Source organism: Bacillus cereus group sp. BfR-BA-01523 (assembly GCF_022662615.1).
Taxonomy (GTDB): Bacteria; Bacillota; Bacilli; order Bacillales; family Bacillaceae_G; genus Bacillus_A; species Bacillus_A mycoides.
In genome coordinates, this window is record NZ_JAKUDX010000008.1 from 15,836 (window position 1) to 34,247 (window position 18,412).

Genomic DNA, 18,412 nt, shown 5'->3' on the forward strand with positions numbered 1-18,412 from the left:
CTCATTCTCCTTTACTTATAAAATTCATAATGGATGATACAAAGACTTCCACTCCAATTGATAATGCGTCTTCGTCAATTGTAAAACGAGGGTGATGATGCGGATATATAATTCCCTTCTCTTCATTTCCTGCCCCTATAAAAAAGAACGTCCCTGGTGCCTTTTGTAAAAATGCTGAAAAATCTTCCCCTGCCATCGTTGGCTGTAAACGAACAACTCTTTCTCTTCCATACAGCTGTAATGCTGTATGTTCAATAAGCTCTGTAACTTCATAATCATTCACAACTGGGCGATATCCATATTCATAAGAAAATGTATACTTAGCACCGTAGGATTCTGTAATATGTTTTACAATCCTTTCAAGCTTCTTCTTTGTTTCTTCTCTTAATTCATGCCTTAAACTTCTCACTGTCCCTTCAATCTCCGCTTGTTCCGGGATAACATTATGAGTTGTCCCAGAATGAAATTGCGTAACAGATACTACGAGAGAATCTAACGGATTCGTGAGGCGAGATACAATTTGCTGAATTTGCGAAACCACTTGCGCACCAATGGCGATACTATCAACTGTTTCATGCGGAATTCCAGCATGCCCACCTTTTCCCTCTATCGTAATTTTAAAAACGTCCGGCGCGGCCATCGCAGGACCATAAATTACACCTACTTTTCCAACCTCTAATGACGCCCAAAGATGAGCACCAATAATGTAATCCACACCTGTCATCACTCCCGCTGCGACCATTTCCTCTGCACCGCCCGGAAAGTTTTCTTCTGCATGTTGAAATAAAAAGCGAATCTCTCCTTTAACTTTCTCTCTTTCCTCTACCAACTTATGTACTACACCAAGCAATATTGCCATGTGACCATCGTGACCACACGCATGCATCACACCTGGATATATAGAAATAAAATCAAACTTATTTTCTTCATGAATAGGAAGAGCATCCATATCAGCACGAACCGCGATAGTTTTACCAGGCTGCCTACCAATTAACCTTGCCATTACACTATATTTAGTAGGCCTTGAGACTTCTAAATACGGGATTTCCCGAAGTATGTCGAATACAAATTGAGATGTTTTTTCCTCTTGAAAAGATAACTCTGGATACTTATGAAAATGCCTTCTCCACTCAATCAACTGATTCTTTGATAAAACAAGTTCCTTTGCGACATCCATTTCTCTTCTCCCCTTCTTTACCAAGTTAAATGTTATTATAGCGTGAATTGTTAACTTCCGAAAGAATTTTCAGAATTTTCTATAATGAATATTCAAAAAGAAAAAGCCATCTCAAGATGACTTTTCATTTTATAAAATAGTAATTGCTTGTTTCCCCATTTGCTCCCATGCCTTTTCAAATTCAGCACGAGGAACAGCTTTTCGTGGATTGTTTGCAAGAGGATCATTTACGTATACAAAGTTTTGATCATATCCAATTACTACAACACTATGCTCATAATATGTAATTTTCACTTCACCTGAACTCGTATTCCATGTTTCAAAACTACTTTCGGCTAATGGTTTAAACGTTGTATTAATAATCACCCATACTGGAGAACCAGAACTAATTACTTTATATAGATCTTGCACGTCTCTACCCGTTAAATTAATTACTTTTTCAGGAACATACTTTTCTGCTAAATTAAAAATCGGTTGATTATATACACCGTATCCCGGCTCAGCTTTCGTGTAAATATTTCCAACGAATCCCTCATACGGATTTCCATGCAAACCATCTTGTTTAAATGGAACGCGATGAATTTCACTAGCAAGTTGCATCTTATCTACTTGTACACCTTTATGTTGTAGTAGCATAGTTAAACTTGTCACTTCACAACCTCTAGGTAATTCAGGTAACTGTCTAATAAACGGAACCTCTGTAATCATTGCACTTTCTTTCATCTCAGAGAAAAGGTCTAACCGAAATTCTTGTGCCTTTTTCATAATTTTATCTTTCTCGAAAAAGAACACGACAGCAAATATAATACCGAAAATAAAAATATATTTTAACTTTTTCATCATAAACCAAACTCCATTATATCAATTATTTTAAAGGCACAACTCCTATCATTGTACCTTTCTTCTTACTAGTTTGCTAGAAAGATTCTGTGAATTATTATTCACAAATACCTTTTTAAAATTCCTATTGTTTGAAATAGAAAGAAAAAATATAATTTTTCAGAATTTTTTACTAAAAAACAAAATTATTAACCTAGTGAACGAATCGCGTTTCCTTCACTAGGTTAATAAACATTCTAAGGTATTTAGTCATAGTTAGTTTTTCCTTTACATACTCAGTTCACAACAAAATAAACCAAGTATGTTTTTCACCCCCACTAATGATTAAAAGCACCGAATAAAATCTAGTTAAAACATACAAAAAAATATGGGGGGAGGGACATATGAATCAACAAGTAGAACAAGCAGAATTAAAATACCGCACACCACTTTATCCAATAGTTCCAATCGTAGCTTTCTCACTCAATTTCCTTACATTTGTTAGTTTAGCTTTCATTCCAGATAAGAGAATTGCTCTTTATTGCGGGGTTCCATTTATGATCATTTGTTACATTTTATACCGAGTTAAAGTTTCGGAAAGTTGTCACATTTGAGCAAAAAAGAAATATAACTTAGGTAAAAACTGAATATATTAAAAATTCAGTAATTTTCCTTATGATAAGATAATTTTTTTCTATTTATTGGGTATGTTGGTATAACTTTATTTATCTTAAAATTCTCACAATCACGTTTTTATTTGGAAAATAGTTTACAATGTTATCAAGTTACAAATGATATTCACCTTAAAAAGCGTGCATTTGTGTCTATTTTTTAACAATATAACAAAAACTATTGCCATCTATAAATTAATAGGTTTATATTGTTTTATTGGCATAGTTTCAATCCAAGGAGAAAGGAGATTTTCAATCGTGCAACTAAAGAAAGCATTTTGGAAGTTGGCTTCGCTTCTTCCGTTATCATTACTTCTGTTCCTCGGTGGCTGTGATAAAAAACTCGCAGTATTAAATCCGCAAGGACCTGTTGCAAAAGCACAGTATGATTTAATTGTTTGGTCATTCTTGCTTATGTCATTAATTATCGCAATTGTATTCATCTTGTTTACAGTCATCTTGATTCGTTATCGTGAAAAACCAGAGAATATGGACTATGAGCCACCTGATCAACATGGTAACACATTATTAGAAATCATTTGGACAATTATTCCTGTTATTATCGTTATCGCATTATCGATTCCAACAGTTAAAGCAACTTATGCTTCGGAAGAGGTTCCGCAAGAGTCCAAACATATTAAACCAGTTGAAATTTATGTTACATCTGCAAACTGGAAATGGTTATTTAGTTACCCGGAGGAAAAAATTGAAACCGTTAACTATTTAAACATCCCAGCTGGTGTACCAATTCAATTTAAACTGACTTCTGTAGGTCCAATGAATGCTTTCTGGGTACCAGAACTTGGTGGTATGAAGTATACAATGGATGGCATGATCATGGACTTATATTTACAAGCTGACAAACCAGGTTCTTACCTAGGTCGTAGCTCGAACTTCTCTGGTGAAGGATTTACTCACATGGAATTCGAAGTTGAAGCAAAAACTAAAGAGAAATATGATAAGTGGGTAAAAGAAGTACAAGAAACTGCCCCTAAATTATCAGAAAAGAAATATAACGAAATTATTAAACCTGGTGTAGTGGGGCGTATGACGTTCTCTAGTCACCACTTAAGTTATGTAGATCCAAAATCACTTGAATATTGTGATTACAACTACTACAAAAACAAAAAATAATAGCTATTATTCCAACAGATTGGAGTGAACACAGTGAAGCTTGATGAATTTTTTGTCACAGGTGACCCGATTATTTACGGAGCTGACGCTTCTATCGTTCTTGTGACATTAGCGATTCTTTTCGTACTAACAAAGTACAAAAAATGGAGATGGCTTTGGGATGAGTGGTTGACAACTGTTGACCATAAAAAAATAGGGACCATGTATATTATCTCTGCCGTTATAATGTTATTCCGTGGTGGTATGGATGGTTTAATGATTCGTGCCCAGTTAACATTCCCGGAAACAACTTATTTAAACGCTGAACACTATAACGGAATCTTTACAACACATGGTACGGTAATGATTCTTTTCATGGCAATGCCATTCGTTATGGGATTAATGAACCTTGTAGTACCATTACAAATTGGTGCTCGTGACGTTGCATATCCGTTCTTAAATGCTTTAAGTTTCTGGTTATTCTTTGTCGGAGCAATGTTATTCAACATCGCTTTCGTAATCGGTGGTTCTCCAGACGCTGGGTGGACTTCTTACTTCCCAATGGCAGGTACAGAGTTTACTTCTGGTGTAGGAAATAACTACTACGCAATTGCATTACAGATTTCAGGTCTCGGTACGCTAATGACGGGTATTAACTTCCTTGTTACTATCTTAAAAATGCGTACACCTGGTATGAAATTAATGAGAATGCCAATGTTTACTTGGTCAATCTTAATTACAACAATTATCATTATTTTCGCTTTCCCAGTATTAACAGTTGCTCTTGCATTAATGACATTTGACCGTCTATTCGATGCTCACTTCTTTACGATGGCGAGCGGCGGTATGCCAATGTTATGGGCCAACCTATTCTGGGTATGGGGTCACCCTGAAGTATATATTGTTATTTTACCGGCATTCGGTATTTTCTCTGAAATCATTAGTACATTCTCACGTAAACGTCTATTCGGTTACAGTGCGATGGTGTACTCGATGGTTGCAATTTCTTTACTAAGTTTCGTCGTATGGCTTCACCATTTCTTCACTATGGGTGCAGGTCCAGCGGTTAACTCATTCTTCTCGATTTCGACAATGGCGATTTCGATTCCAACCGGTGTTAAGATCTTTAACTGGTTGTTTACACTGTATAAAGGACGTATTCGTTTTACAGTTCCAATGCTTTGGTCATTGGCATTTATTCCAAACTTCGTAGTTGGTGGAGTTACAGGGGTTATGCTTGGAATGGCAGCAGCTGATTATCAATACCATAACAGCTACTTCCTAATTGCTCACTTCCACTATGTATTAATCGCAGGTACAGTATTCGCTATGCTTGCTGGATTCACATACTGGTATCCAAAAATGACAGGTCATATGTTAAATGAACGCCTAGGTAAATGGACATTCTGGATCTTTATGAGCGGATTTAACATCTGTTTCTTCCCAATGTACTTCTTAGGTTTAGACGGTATGACTCGTCGTATGTACACTTACTCTGAAAGTCTTGGATGGGGCTGGCTAAACCAAATCGCATCTGTTGGTGCTGTAATGATGGCTATTGGCTTCCTAATCCTTTGCTATAACGTAATTTGGAGTGCACGTCACGGTGAGCGTGACACAACTGGAGATCCATGGGACGGCCGTACACTTGAATGGGCAACTCAATCTCCTGTACAACATTACAACTTCGCGAAACTTCCTGAAATTAAAGAAGCTGATGCTTTCTGGTTCATGAAAAAACGTGGAGAAACAATTACACCAACAGCAGATGAATTAAAACCAATTCACATGCCAAGTAATTCTGGTGTGCCTATTATTGCGTCTTTATTCTTCGGTCTTGCAGGTTTTGCATTAGTATTTAGCTGGTTCTGGATTGCAGCAATCGGTGGTATTGGTATTTTAGGTTGCTTAATCTATCGTTCATTCGATTATGATGATGGCTACTACGTAAGCGTTGATGAAATTAAAGAAACAGAACATATAGCATGAGAGGTGAAATGACATGGCGGCTTTAGATAAAAGCTTACCTTTGGAATATCAATCCGAGCAAAGCAGATTGAATATCCTAGGATTCTGGATTTTTCTTGGGGCTGAAATTATGCTGTTCGCAACACTTTTCGCCTCTTATCTAGTCCTTGCTGGTCGTACGGCTGATGGCCCAACACCAGCGCAATTGTTTGAAGTTAAAACACTTTTAATTCAAACACTGTTACTTTTAACAAGTAGCTTTACATGTGGGATCGCAATTCACGAAATGCGTAAACACAATCAAAAAGGAATGTTAGCTTGGTTTATCCTGACTTTACTTTTAGGTGCAGGCTTCCTATTCTTTGAAATTGAAGAATTCATTTTGTACGTTGGTGAAGGTGCAACGATTCAAACAAGTGCTTTCTTATCGGCATTCTTCGTTCTTCTTGGAACGCATGGTGCCCACGTAACAGGTGGTATCATCTGGGCAACTTGTGTTATTATCCAAATTTTAAAACGAGGTTTAACACCAGTTACAGCTCGTAAAGTATTTATTATCAGCTTATACTGGCATTTCCTTGATCTTGTTTGGGTCTTTATTTACACACTAGTTTACTTGAACGGGATGGTGGCGTAAATGGGTCAAAATAACAACCAAGCAAACGAGCATGGGCATAGCGGATTCCCATGGTCACACGTTTTCGGATTTATTTTATCGCTTGCACTAACGTTTCTAGCGTTATACGTGGCACTTTACACAAACCTGCCACTTTCAACGATATTAACAACTATCATCATAATGGCAGTTGCGCAAGCGTTATTACAATTAATTATGTTCATGCACTTAAAAGAAGGAGAAGGAAGAATTCAAGTTCTTACAATGATATACAGTTTCTTCGTTGCAACTGCAACAGTTGGTCTTACTGTATGGATCTTCTTCTCAATGTAATTTGCATGAAAAAGACTGCTGGGATTCCTCAGCAGTCTTTTTTTATCCCCTATTAACGAGCAGTAAGACCCCCACTGATTAAAGTTTCACTTTATCCCCTCCCCTATTACATCCACATTACGGAATTAACAACAAAATCATGAAAAATATACTTATTACGACAAATGTTAAGAAAACTCTTTCTTTATGAAATCGAAACCATATCCGTTGCTTTTCTTCCTATTATATGGCTAAATAGTTACTATATTTATTTGAAGGGAGAGAACGCAATGGAACATCATTCTTCTGTTCTATCACTTATGGTTGTCGTCGCAATCGCGTTTTTCGTTCCCCTTTTGTTACAGCGCTTTAAATTAAACGCACTTCCTGTCGTTGTTGCAGAAATTATCGCAGGAATCTTTGTAGGTAAAAGTGGATTTAACATCATTGAGCCAGATATGTGGCTTCAAGTCTTATCAACACTAGGATTTATCTTCCTAATGTTTTTAAGTGGTTTAGAAATTGACTTTTCGATCTTTAAACAAAAAGGGAAAAAGAATACGACAAACGAACCGAACACATTCCAAGCAGCAAGCATTATCTTCTTGTTTATTTTCATTTTATCTTATGCCCTATCATTAATATTCGTATGGCTAGGATTCGTAGACAATGCAATGTTCATGACTTTAATTATTTCAACTATTTCTTTAGGCGTTGTCGTACCAACATTGAAAGAAAATAACTTAGGAAAAACCGCAATCGGGCAAATCATTTTATTAGTCGCTGTTATTGCAGACTTAGTTACAATGATTTTACTCGCTGTATTCGTCGGATTAAATTCCGAAAGTGGCCAAAGCATGTGGCTTCTACTTCTTCTATTCGGTGCTGGTATTGTAATTTACTTTGTCGCAAGACGTTTTAAAAATATTCCATACCTAGAAAGCTTAAAAGCCGGTAGTGTACAAATTGATACACGAGCTGTTTTTGCACTCATCTTAATATTAGTTGGATTATCTGAATCTGTTGGGGCAGAAAATATTTTGGGAGCCTTTTTAGCAGGTGTACTCGTATCTTTATTATCACCAAATGAAGATATGGTTGAAAAACTTGATTCCATCGGATATGGCTTCTTCATTCCTATTTTCTTCGTAATGGTTGGTGTAAATCTAGAAGTATGGTCTATTTTTAACGAGCCTTCTAGTATGCTAATGATCCCAATTCTAATTGTGGGACTCTTTATTTCAAAACTGTTGCCATCACTCGTCTTACGAAAATGGTACCCACGCAATATCGTACTCGGAAGTGCTATTTTGTTAACATCAACACTTTCTTTAGTTATTGCGGCTGCACAAATCGGTGAAAAGCTAGGCATCATTAGCCCAAGTTTATCAGCATCTCTTATTTTAAGTGCAGTTATTACTTGTATTTTTGCACCTATATTATTTAAAAAGATGTTTCCAAAAGTGGAAACACCAAAACCGAAAGTATCTATTATTGGTGCAAGCAGAATTACCCTTCCGTTATCACTTGATTTAAAACGTGAAGATTATGACGTAACACTATATATGATACGTCAAAATAAAATAAATGATGAGGAAGCGAAATCTCATGACTTCCCTATTGTAAAATTAGATGAGATTACTATTCAATCTTTAATGGGGCAAAAAGCTTTCGAAGCAGACCGTGTTGTTGTTGCGACAAGTGATGATGAACAAAACTTATTATTAGCAGAACACGCAAAAGAATTAGGTGTTGAACACGTCATCGCAAGTGTAGAAGATCCCCTTCTACAAGAAAAAGCGACTCAAGAACATATCGCTGTATTCTCGACTATTAACTCTACACGTATTTTATTACGTGCACTTATTGATAAACCGAGTCTCGTTCGCTTGATTACAACAGCAAATGAAACGGTGCGTGAGGTTGAACTACGAAGTAATAAATATAATGGCTTAGCACTTCGTCGCCTTCCGTTTCTAGGTGATGTACTTGTCATTCAAATTTACCGTGGTAATAAAGCATTAATACCACATGGTGATACGAAGTTACAGCATGGCGATACTTTACTTGTAACGGGTTCAAAAGAACATATTGATACAATGAAAAACATATTAGAATAGAAAATGTCCCTCACATAAATGAGGGGCATTTTTTCAATTTCATATGGTAAAATGTTACTATCACATATTATGGGGATGAATCACATTATGTCTATTTCAACTTTAGCTCTCTTATTATTAGCAGAAGTACTCGTCGCCATTATTCTCATCGGTATTAGCATTGAAATTTGTAGTTATGGATGGAAAAAATCGAATGGAATTAAGTACTTTTGTCTCTTAATTTCACTCCTTCTCGGAACAGCTAGCATACTAGGACTTCTCGTTGCACCCGCATATTTCTTCTTACAACTTATAGAAAAAGGCTTATAAGAAAGGATGATATTATGATTACAGTGAAACATATTGATGCATCTGAAACATACTTATTACGTCAAAAGGTTTTACGTCCCAATCAATCATTAGAAGATTGTAAATACGATTCAGATTACGAAACAGACGCCTTTCATTTAGGTGCATTTTTATATGATGAACTTGTTAGTATCGCCTCTTTCTCTAAAGAAATACATCCTGATTTACAAGCTGGTACCCACTATCGTCTACGAGGAATGGCAACATTACCTAATTTCCGAAACCAGCATGCTGGCAGCTCCTTAACCCGTAAAGCTGAGCAAGTCCTCCAAGAACGCGAAGCAAATATTCTATGGTGTAATGCCCGAATTACCTTAGCGGATTATTACAAACGATTAGGCTTCCATGAGCATGGTGAAATCTTCGAGATTGATCCAATAGGACTACATAAAGTAATGTATAAAGAAATATAAGAAAAGCTTTCTGCATATTGCAGAAAGCTTTTCTTATATTTCATTTTCACTTTTTATTTTTTTCATATATATGTATATAAACAAACTAGGAACTAAAAAACAAGCAAACATAATAAGTCCTGTTATACTAATTTCCTTCATTGAAATATCCGGTGTTACAATGATACAAATAGCTAAAATCCCAATAACAATCCCTACTGGAATTAATAATAGTTTCATAAAATAACTACGTGATACTCCCCCTGTATGTTCATACACTTCCACCGAATTTTTTAAGTTTAAAAAGTTAATAACTATTATCCCGCCCATAAATACCATTAATAAATCCGAAACACTTTCATATCCTGCCCCTTGCAAGACGTAACGGTAAAAAACAATGCCTAGTATGACGACATTTTGTAAGATGAAAGCCAATCTAATATGTTTTAATCCCTCAATCATTAAACGTTCATCTTTCACGATTTTCACCCTATCACTCCTTTTCCTCCCAAAACAAATCATTCAATGTTTTATCTACTGCATAACAAATTTTCAAACATAAATCTAAAGATGGATTGTATTTCCCCTTCTCAATTAAACTAATTGTTTGCCTTGTGACGCCTACTTTTTCTGCTAATTGTTGTTGTGTTAAATCTAACTGAACACGTGCGACTTTTATTTTACTTACAGCCATTCATGTTCCTCCTCTGCCTATATTGTAACATATATATTCCATTAAGTAATTTATATTTTACGTAATTGATTTGTTTTTTTCACTTTATTATACACAAAAAAGGAGCCTCTCATAAGAAGCCCCCTTTCCTATCTCTATACTATAAGAATAAATGACATCCAAATAAAATTGTAAATAAATATAGTAACGGATGTACTTCCATCCCTTTCCCCTTCACAATTTTTAATACTGGATACACTAAAAATCCAATTGCAATTCCATTTGCAATACTAGACGTTAACGGAATACCAACGAAAATTAAAAATGCTGGTAATGCATCTTCAAATTCATTCCAATTAATATCACGAATGCTTTGTGCCATTAAACTACCTACAATAATTAATGAAGGAGCTGTAATAGCAGCTACACTTGATAAAGACGCGATAACAGGGCTGAAAAATGCCGTTATAATCGTTAGACTAACAACTACAATACCTGTTAATCCAGTTTTACCACCTGCAGCAATACCAGCTGACGATTCAATCGTTGCTGCTGTTGGGCTTGTTCCGAAGATAGAACCTGTCGTTCCGCCAATCGCATCTGCAATAAACGCTTTGCCAAAACGTTTCTCTGTATTATCTGTAATTAAACCAGCTTGTTTAATTAAACCGAGTAATGCACCTGTCGTATCAAATAAAAGTACAAGTAAAAATGAAAATACAACACCATATAATCCATACTGAATTACATCTGAAAAAGCATTAATTGGATTTGAAACGATAATACCCTCTGGTAAATGAGGCATCGCTACAATTTTATCCTCAAACTTCAGTTGCCCCGTAAAGAAGGCGATAATTCCTGTCACAATCATACTAATAAATAATGCACCACTCACACGTAATACCATTAATACTGCCGCTAAAATTAAACCAATTAAAGTTAAAATAACTGCTGGAGAATGAAAATCACCAATCGTAACTAAGTTAGATGGATGATCCACGATAATTCCAGATAGACGTAATCCAATAAAAGCAATAAATAGTCCAATTCCACCTGCAATTGCATGTTTTAAACTGTCAGGAATTGCGATAATTAGCTTTTGCCTAAATGAAGTGAAAGATAATAAAAGAAAAATGATACCTGTTACAAATACTGCTGAAAACGCAATGACATATGTAATCCCCTCTGCCTGTTGAACAACAGAGTAAGCAAAATATGCATTCATCCCCATAGCTGGAGCAATAACAATTGGATAGTTAGCTAAAAACGCCATACATAGCGTCCCAATAACTGTCGCAATAATAGTTGCCGTAAACGCTTGATCAAATGGTACACCTGCATCAGATAATATTTTCGGATTGATGACAAGAATATACGCAAATGTAAAAAAAGTTGTGATGCCCGCTAAAAGCTCTTGCTTCACAGAAGTGTTATATTTTTGTAATTGAAACATGGCTATGTACCCTTCCTACACCTGAATTATTATCAAACATTCTTTTCTTACTAGTATGTGAGAAAATATAATACTTAATCTTAACAATCAATAAAAAGAAGAGTCAATATATTCTCTAATAGTGAGAATTTTAAGTTTAAGTCTGACAAGTTCAGATGTAGTACAGTTCATTTTGATTATTTTTGTAGCATAACAGATAGAAATGTTTTATAATTTGAAATAATTAAATATTTAGGTAGCTCATTCTACAAGGGGGATTCTTCTTATGCAGCACACAAACAAATCTGGAACTTTAAATCGAGGTTTAAAAGAACGACATATTACTTTAATGTCACTCGGTTCGGCTATTGGCGTTGGGCTATTTTTAGGATCTGCTTCTGCTATTAAACTAGCTGGTCCTTCCATCTTACTAGGTTATATGATCGCTGGACTCGTTATTTTTTTCATTATGCGCGCGCTCGGAGAAATGGCAATTGAACAACCGGTTGCCGGCTCTTTTAGTAAATATGCTAATGATTATATCGGCCCACTTGCTGGCTATATTACTGGTTGGAACTACTGGTTCTTATGGGTTGTTACTTGTATGGCTGAAATTACGGCGGCTGGAATTTACATGCAGTACTGGTTCCCAGATATCCCGCGCTGGACTTGGGCACTACTCGCTCTATTATTAATGAGCGCTTTCAACTTCTTATCAGTAAAAGTATTTGGAGAACTTGAGTTTTGGTTTGCTCTCATTAAAATTGTCACAATTATCTGTATGATAGTGATTGGCTTTGGTATTATTCTATTCGGATTTGGACATGGCGGCGTTGCAACTGGTATTTCAAATCTTTGGGAACATGGGGGCTGGTTCCCAAATGGCTTCTCTGGATTATTGCTTTCCTTACAAATGGTATTATTCGCTTATTTAGGCGTTGAACTAATTGGTGTTACAGCTGGTGAAGCTCAAAACCCGAAGAAAACACTCGCAAAAGCTATCGATAACGTATTTTGGAGAATCCTAATCTTTTACGTCGGGGCATTATTCGTTATGATGGCAATTTATCCATGGAACGAACTTGGCGAGAAAGGAAGTCCATTCGTATTAACATTCCAACAAATCGGCATTGCAAAAGCAGCAGGTATTATTAACTTTGTTGTATTAACAGCTGCACTTTCTTCTTGTAACGGTGGTTTATTTAGTACAGGACGTATGCTATTTACTTTGGCACAACAAAAGAAAGCTCCTGAAAGATTCGGTCGTTTAAATAAAAACGGTATTCCGAGTCAAGGAATTGTAGCAACGGCTATCGTTTTACTTGTTGGTGTTATATTAAACTACCTTGTGCCTGCAAAAGTATTTACATGGTTAACTAGTATTTCAACTTTCGGGGCAATTTGGACTTGGGGTATTATATTAGTCGCTCAAATTAAATTCCGTAAAGGATTATCAACTGAGAAAAAAGACAAGCTAACGTATAAAATGCCTTTACATCCATTAAGCTCTTACTTCTCACTTGGCTTCCTTGCACTTGTACTAGGTATTATGGCGTATTCAGAAGATACACGAATTGCATTAATCATTGGCCCAATTTGGCTTATCGGCTTAGCTATCGTGTATTACATGAAAGGGTTTCATAAGATCGATGAAACACCTAATTCAAAAATTAGTTAAACCTATGGTCTCTTCCTAATTTACTAGGGGGAGATTTTTTCATTATTCACACAAATATTTCTCAATTGAATTAACGTTATCTTTACACTATTTAATATTTTCTATCTTTATTTTTACAGAAAAATAAATTACATTATTAAAGCACATATATTTATTATTAGGGGGATTCTTCTATGAAGAATAAAAAATGGATTCAATTTTCTTTAGCAACAGCAATTACAATCAGTTTAGGAAGCGCTTATGTTCCATCTACTTATGCCGAAAGCTCTGTAGATCCAGCTCCTGAAATTGCTGCAAAGGTTGTAAATCAAAACAATGGGAAGAAAGTATTATTTGATAATACGCACGGTCAAACTGCAGGGACAGCTGACTGGGTTATTGATGGCGGCTTTTCTGATTTCGGAAATGGCATTGCCCAAAACGGATATCATGTAAAAGAACTTCGTAAATCAGCACCTATTACATACGAAGATTTAAAAAACTACAATGTGTTTATCGTTCCAGAGGCAAATATTCCTTACAAAAAATCTGAACAAGACGCAATGTTACAATACGTAAAAAATGGCGGCAGTATTTTCTTCATTGCCGATCATTATAATGCAGATCGTAATAAAAACCGCTGGGACTCCTCAGAAGTGTTCAATGGATATAGACGCGGGGCATGGGATAATCCAGCAAAGGGAATGTCTAATGAAGAAACAACTTCACAAGCTATGCAAGGAGTAGAAAGCTCTGATTGGCTATCCGATAATTTCGGTATTCGCTTCCGTTACAATGCACTTGGTGATGTTTCAGCTAAAAATATTGTCTCACCTGCGCAATCATTCGGAATTACAACTGGCGTTTCATCTGTAGCAATGCATGCCGGCTCTACCCTTGCGATTACAAATCCAAAACTAGCGAAAGGCCTTGTATATCTTCCAGAAAATCCATCAAAATGGAATAACGCTGTTGATAGCGGCGTTTATAACGGTGGTGGCGTTGCCGAGGGGCCTTATGCTGCTATTTCGAAAGTTGGTCTTGGAAAAGCTGCCTTTATTGGTGATTCTTCTCCTGTTGAAGATGCTACGCCAAAATATGTTCGCGAAGACTCAGGTCAAACAAAGAAAACTTATGATGGTTATAAAGAAGAAAACGATGCTGTTCTATTAGAAAACATCGTGAATTGGTTAGCGAAACAAGAAACATTTACAAGCTTAGATCAAGTGAGTGGTTTACAGCTTGATGCACCTACAGCTCTACAAACATTTGAACAACCAAGTTTATCAACAGAACCACAACCAGAACCTTGGAGCGCACCAACTCAAGGTTACCAGTGGTTCAATACAAATACTTTCAAACCAGGTTCATACGGCTATAACGGTGCAGTGACAACGAGTGATTACGTAATTACGCACCCTAGCATTCTACCAAACAATGAAGTGTTCCAAATGAAGATTCAAGTAAATAACTTATTACCAAATACAACATACAATAATTATTCTTTAGGTATCTTTACAACTGGCGGAACACAGGTGGCAAAAGTTCAAAATACAAATGGCACTTGGCCATCTTCTTTCGGATATAGCAGTGCATTCTCTTTCATAACAAATAGCCAAGGATCTGCTGAAAAAATTGTGAACGTACAACTTAATCCAAATACAACTGGACAAGCAACACTTCGCCTAAGACAAAACACAACAGCTAAATATAATGAGGCTGTAACGATTGGTAAGAAGTAAAGTAAAAGAAAAGGCAATCCGTAAAGGGATTGCCTTTTTCTCACTTCTCTTCTTTTGAGAAAAACATTCTTGAAATAACGATACCTATACTACCTACGATTAAGAATAACACCGCTCTAATCATCATCGACACCTCTGGTAGGTCGAGAAGGAATAACTTCCCTACTGTTACTACTAATACGACTAATCCAGCATATAATATTTCGTTCATCTGTCTATAACGGCCAAACCAAACTGCAAATAAAGCATATACCATCCATAATAATGATACAGATACGCTAATTATACTTCCATCTGTAGAAAGAACTTCACCGATCCTAGTAATTGTAATAAATACAATAACCATTAACGAGTAGAGCGCTATAGAATAAACATATTTACCTAAACTCGCTAACACTTCTTTCGCTTGTATCATGCAATAATAGAACGTTCCTATTAAAATAATATGAGCGACAAACCCTGCTGAAATGAACTCATCAAACGGGCTAAAAATCGTCTGTACCATTCCAATCGCATAAATCGTTGCACCTACATACAACTTAATATTTTGCTTTACTTTAATAGCAGTAACCATACCGAGGAAACCTTGTAACAATAATACGATTGCTGCATTCACCAAACTATACTCGTATAAAATCGCTAAACTAAATGATCCCATTGCAAAGCCAAATATTAGATTGGAAAATACAGAATGTTTATTCTTCCTATATTCAAGTACAAACATAACAGCATGCACAAATGAACTTATAACTAATCCCCACGTTGTAAATTCAGGAATTTGAGAAATGGCTAAAATAAAGAAAACTGCATTCGCACTAAATATCGCCAATCGTGCTTCTTGTATAAACCTTCTCTCCGAAAACATATGCCAAAATAATAGTAAATGAATTGCACCGTATACAACTGTTAACTGTACTTGCACATTCTCTACTAATATTGACATAACAACAAAGAAGACAAATAGGACAATTGCCGCAACAACATAAGAAATCATATACAAGTACTTATAACGGTTTCTCAATGCATACCATAATAGGCTAATTGTTAATATCGTCTCATAACTAAAGAAAATATACGTATTAGGAGTCGTACTATTTAACAAGAAAGGAACAAAAAATGCTCCCACCGCCACGAAAATAGCGAGATATTCCGATCTATATCTTTTCGCTAAATAAATCCCTAAAATAACCCATACAATATTACAGATAAACGCAATACTTGCAGGAATAAACTCATATAAATAATGTGCCGCAAACGTTGTTAAAACAATTCCCGTAATACTTCCTCCAGCTAATACTAACCCTAACGCTTGCCGCTCTCTTTTAATTTGTATATCTCCTACGTAATACAAACCGGCAGATAGTACTATACCAAACAAAACCCGTATCGCTGGTGTCAATAATCCGGCATCTACCCCTGCTTTGAATAACCAAATAACGCCAAGTAGCATAATACCGACAAATATGCGTGGTAACCACGTTTGACAAAACTTTATAATATTAAATGGTTCTGGTTTAAATGCAGATATATCTACTTGTTTCACCTCTGGCTCTTGCATGGACTTCCTCGTCTTAACTACATCTTCTTGTAACTTTTCATTACTTACCGCTTCAATATATTCTTTCTTTTCCTTATTAACATTTTGTTGAACTTTATCTACTTCTATTTTTCTTTGTTTCGCTTTCAATTCATAAAGTGCCTCTTGCATCGTTTCAATTGCCGTTTCGAGTGCTTCTATTTTCTTATTCAAATCCTCATTCATACGCTCCCCCCTCATCACTCATGTAAAACCTATATATTACCAATTACCTTTATCATACTCTTAGTCTATTCATTTTCAATACTATTTTTCCAAAAAAAGAAAGGTGTTTTCCGAAATAGGAAAACACCTCTTACTTATTTATTCTTATTTATAGCAATACTAACAATTACACCGAGGCAGACACCTACAAATGCCGGAACAATCCAACCTACACCTTCTGAATAAAACGGAAGCATTTTTAGTAGTGGTGTCCATTTATTCATCAGTACACTTTTGTTTAAAATATCAATCGCACTAAATACCGCTACGAGTCCAATCGTTACCGAATATACGTATACATACTTTCCAATATACTTATGGAATAACCCTAAAATAATAAGCGTTAGTGCAACTGGATAAATAAATCCAAGAATCGGTACCGATACTTTTAAAATTTGCGTTAATCCTAAATTAGCTAAAACCATACTAACAAAACTTAATATAAATGCCCAAACTTTATAAGATACTTTCGGAAATACACTTGCAAAAAACTGACTACAAGACGTAACCAGCCCAATTGAAACACATAAACATGCGATAGTAAAAATAAGGCCTAATAATACTACTCCGCCTTGTCCAAATAATGTCGTCATAACTTGTGCTAACACTTTCGCACCGTTATCAAATGTACCCAATGAACCACTAATTGAACCAACATATCCAAGAATGACATAAATAATAGATAATAAAAGCCCTGCTCCAATACCAGCAATACTCATATATTTCGCTAAACCTTTATCATCCGCTACACCTTTTGCACGCAGAGCATTTGCAATAACAATCCCAAATATTAAAGCTGCTAACGCATCCATCGTTAAATATCCATCTAAAAATCCTTGGAACATAGGAGCTTGTCCATAATTTCCTGCAGGCTCTTTCACACCGCCTACTGATGTAAACATACTTTTTATAAATATAATAGCAATCATACATAATAATAAAGGCGTTAACACCTTCCCAAACAAGCCCATTAATTTAGACGGTGATAAACTTAACCAGTAAACAATACTAAAGAAAATAGCCGTGTACAATAACAAAACTACGCTACCCGCTTCTGGGAACAACTGGCCTGGCCCCATTTCAAAAGCTAAACTTCCTGCACGTGGTATACCAAGACCTGGTCCAATAAATAAGTACACAATACACGGAAAAATAATTGCAAATGAAGAATGAACCCTGCCCGCTAACGTTTGAAAACTCCCTGCTTTCGCAATAGCGATAACACCTAATATAGGAAGCCCTGTTGCTGATATAATAAAACCTAACAATGCAATCCATACATGTTCTCCTGCTTCATATCCAAGGAAAGGTGGAAATATAAGATTTCCGGCCCCAAAGAACATAGAGAATAACATAAGACTAATAAGCAAAATTTCTTTTTTCTGTAACAATTTCATTTCTTTCTCCTTCTTCAATTTCACCTTACATGAAATCAATTCCACAAATAAAAAAATGCGGTAATCCGCTTCCTTACAAAGAAAACATAGTCCATAGTCTATCACAAAAGAAACACCCATTCTATAGCTATTTCCCTTTTCAAATTTCTTCTGAAAAATCAACCTTTATTGACT

Annotated in this window: 16 protein-coding genes and 1 pseudogene; 10 read left to right on the forward strand and 7 right to left on the reverse strand. The window is 35.8% G+C overall.

The window, feature by feature from the left end; genetic code table 11:
• Nucleotide 1: 1 nt before the first annotated feature.
• Both MR066_RS19305 and MR066_RS19310 read right to left on the reverse strand, forming a co-directional pair.
• Nucleotides 2-1,177, reverse strand: a complete 1,176-nt coding sequence (locus MR066_RS19305; RefSeq protein ID WP_242248226.1) for an amidohydrolase — start codon at nt 1,175-1,177, stop codon at nt 2-4.
• Between the two features lie 129 nt (nt 1,178-1,306).
• Nucleotides 1,307-2,017, reverse strand: coding sequence for a C39 family peptidase (locus MR066_RS19310; RefSeq protein ID WP_033708611.1), 711 nt, complete (start codon nt 2,015-2,017; stop codon nt 1,307-1,309).
• A 407-nt stretch (nt 2,018-2,424) separates the two neighbouring features.
• On the opposite strand from MR066_RS19310, the pseudogene MR066_RS19315 reads away from it, so the two are divergent.
• The 8 genes and pseudogenes from MR066_RS19315 to MR066_RS19350 all read left to right on the forward strand — a co-directional run.
• A pseudogene (locus tag MR066_RS19315) lies at nt 2,425-2,632 on the forward strand (amino acid permease); the annotation flags it as partial.
• Nucleotides 2,633-2,925: 293 nt separating this feature from the next.
• Entirely contained in the window at nt 2,926-3,801 is an 876-nt protein-coding gene (locus tag MR066_RS19320; RefSeq protein ID WP_002010605.1) for a cytochrome aa3 quinol oxidase subunit II, read from the forward strand.
• A gap of 33 nt (nt 3,802-3,834) precedes the next feature.
• Nucleotides 3,835-5,769 carry a cytochrome aa3 quinol oxidase subunit I gene (gene qoxB, locus MR066_RS19325; RefSeq protein ID WP_002063826.1) on the forward strand — a complete coding sequence of 645 codons (1,935 nt, stop codon included), beginning with the start codon at nt 3,835-3,837 and terminating at the stop codon, nt 5,767-5,769.
• Nucleotides 5,770-5,782: 13 nt separating this feature from the next.
• On the forward strand, nt 5,783-6,385 hold the full coding sequence (qoxC, locus tag MR066_RS19330) for a cytochrome aa3 quinol oxidase subunit III (protein ID WP_002029841.1): 603 nt from the start codon (nt 5,783-5,785) through the stop codon (nt 6,383-6,385).
• Nucleotides 6,386-6,697, forward strand: coding sequence for a cytochrome aa3 quinol oxidase subunit IV (qoxD, locus tag MR066_RS19335; RefSeq protein WP_242248228.1), 312 nt, complete (start codon nt 6,386-6,388; stop codon nt 6,695-6,697).
• Between the two features lie 269 nt (nt 6,698-6,966).
• Nucleotides 6,967-8,796, forward strand: a complete 1,830-nt coding sequence (locus tag MR066_RS19340; protein WP_002090890.1) for a monovalent cation:proton antiporter family protein — start codon at nt 6,967-6,969, stop codon at nt 8,794-8,796.
• Nucleotides 8,797-8,814: 18 nt separating this feature from the next.
• Entirely contained in the window at nt 8,815-9,105 is a 291-nt protein-coding gene (locus MR066_RS19345) for a DUF4022 family protein (protein WP_002090894.1), read from the forward strand.
• A gap of 14 nt (nt 9,106-9,119) precedes the next feature.
• On the forward strand, nt 9,120-9,557 hold the full coding sequence (locus tag MR066_RS19350) for a GNAT family N-acetyltransferase (protein ID WP_242248229.1): 438 nt from the start codon (nt 9,120-9,122) through the stop codon (nt 9,555-9,557).
• A gap of 33 nt (nt 9,558-9,590) precedes the next feature.
• Here MR066_RS19350 and MR066_RS19355 read toward each other — a convergent pair whose 3' ends face one another.
• From MR066_RS19355 to MR066_RS19365, 3 genes are all read right to left on the reverse strand, one after another.
• The gene (locus tag MR066_RS19355) at nt 9,591-10,025 is read right to left on the reverse strand and encodes a hypothetical protein (protein ID WP_242248231.1); all 435 of its coding nucleotides are present in this window, start codon (nt 10,023-10,025) and stop codon (nt 9,591-9,593) included.
• A 4-nt stretch (nt 10,026-10,029) separates the two neighbouring features.
• Complete coding sequence (locus MR066_RS19360) at nt 10,030-10,230, reverse strand: helix-turn-helix transcriptional regulator (protein ID WP_000301182.1); 201 nt, start codon at nt 10,228-10,230, stop codon at nt 10,030-10,032.
• A gap of 139 nt (nt 10,231-10,369) precedes the next feature.
• Complete coding sequence (locus MR066_RS19365) at nt 10,370-11,662, reverse strand: NCS2 family permease (protein ID WP_242248233.1); 1,293 nt, start codon at nt 11,660-11,662, stop codon at nt 10,370-10,372.
• Nucleotides 11,663-11,927: 265 nt separating this feature from the next.
• Here MR066_RS19365 and MR066_RS19370 point away from each other — a divergent pair, with 265 nt between their 5' ends.
• Both MR066_RS19370 and MR066_RS19375 read left to right on the forward strand, forming a co-directional pair.
• The gene (locus tag MR066_RS19370; protein ID WP_242248235.1) at nt 11,928-13,319 is read left to right on the forward strand and encodes an amino acid permease; all 1,392 of its coding nucleotides are present in this window, start codon (nt 11,928-11,930) and stop codon (nt 13,317-13,319) included.
• A gap of 173 nt (nt 13,320-13,492) precedes the next feature.
• The gene (locus tag MR066_RS19375; protein ID WP_242248237.1) at nt 13,493-15,040 is read left to right on the forward strand and encodes a DNA-binding protein; all 1,548 of its coding nucleotides are present in this window, start codon (nt 13,493-13,495) and stop codon (nt 15,038-15,040) included.
• Nucleotides 15,041-15,080: 40 nt separating this feature from the next.
• Here MR066_RS19375 and MR066_RS19380 read toward each other — a convergent pair whose 3' ends face one another.
• Together MR066_RS19380 and brnQ1 are read right to left on the reverse strand one after the other, a co-directional pair.
• Complete coding sequence (locus MR066_RS19380; RefSeq protein WP_242248238.1) at nt 15,081-16,802, reverse strand: DUF2339 domain-containing protein; 1,722 nt, start codon at nt 16,800-16,802, stop codon at nt 15,081-15,083.
• Between the two features lie 134 nt (nt 16,803-16,936).
• On the reverse strand, nt 16,937-18,238 hold the full coding sequence (gene brnQ1, locus MR066_RS19385) for a branched-chain amino acid transport system II carrier protein BrnQ1 (RefSeq protein WP_394818271.1): 1,302 nt from the start codon (nt 18,236-18,238) through the stop codon (nt 16,937-16,939).
• Nucleotides 18,239-18,412 lie beyond the last annotated feature (174 nt).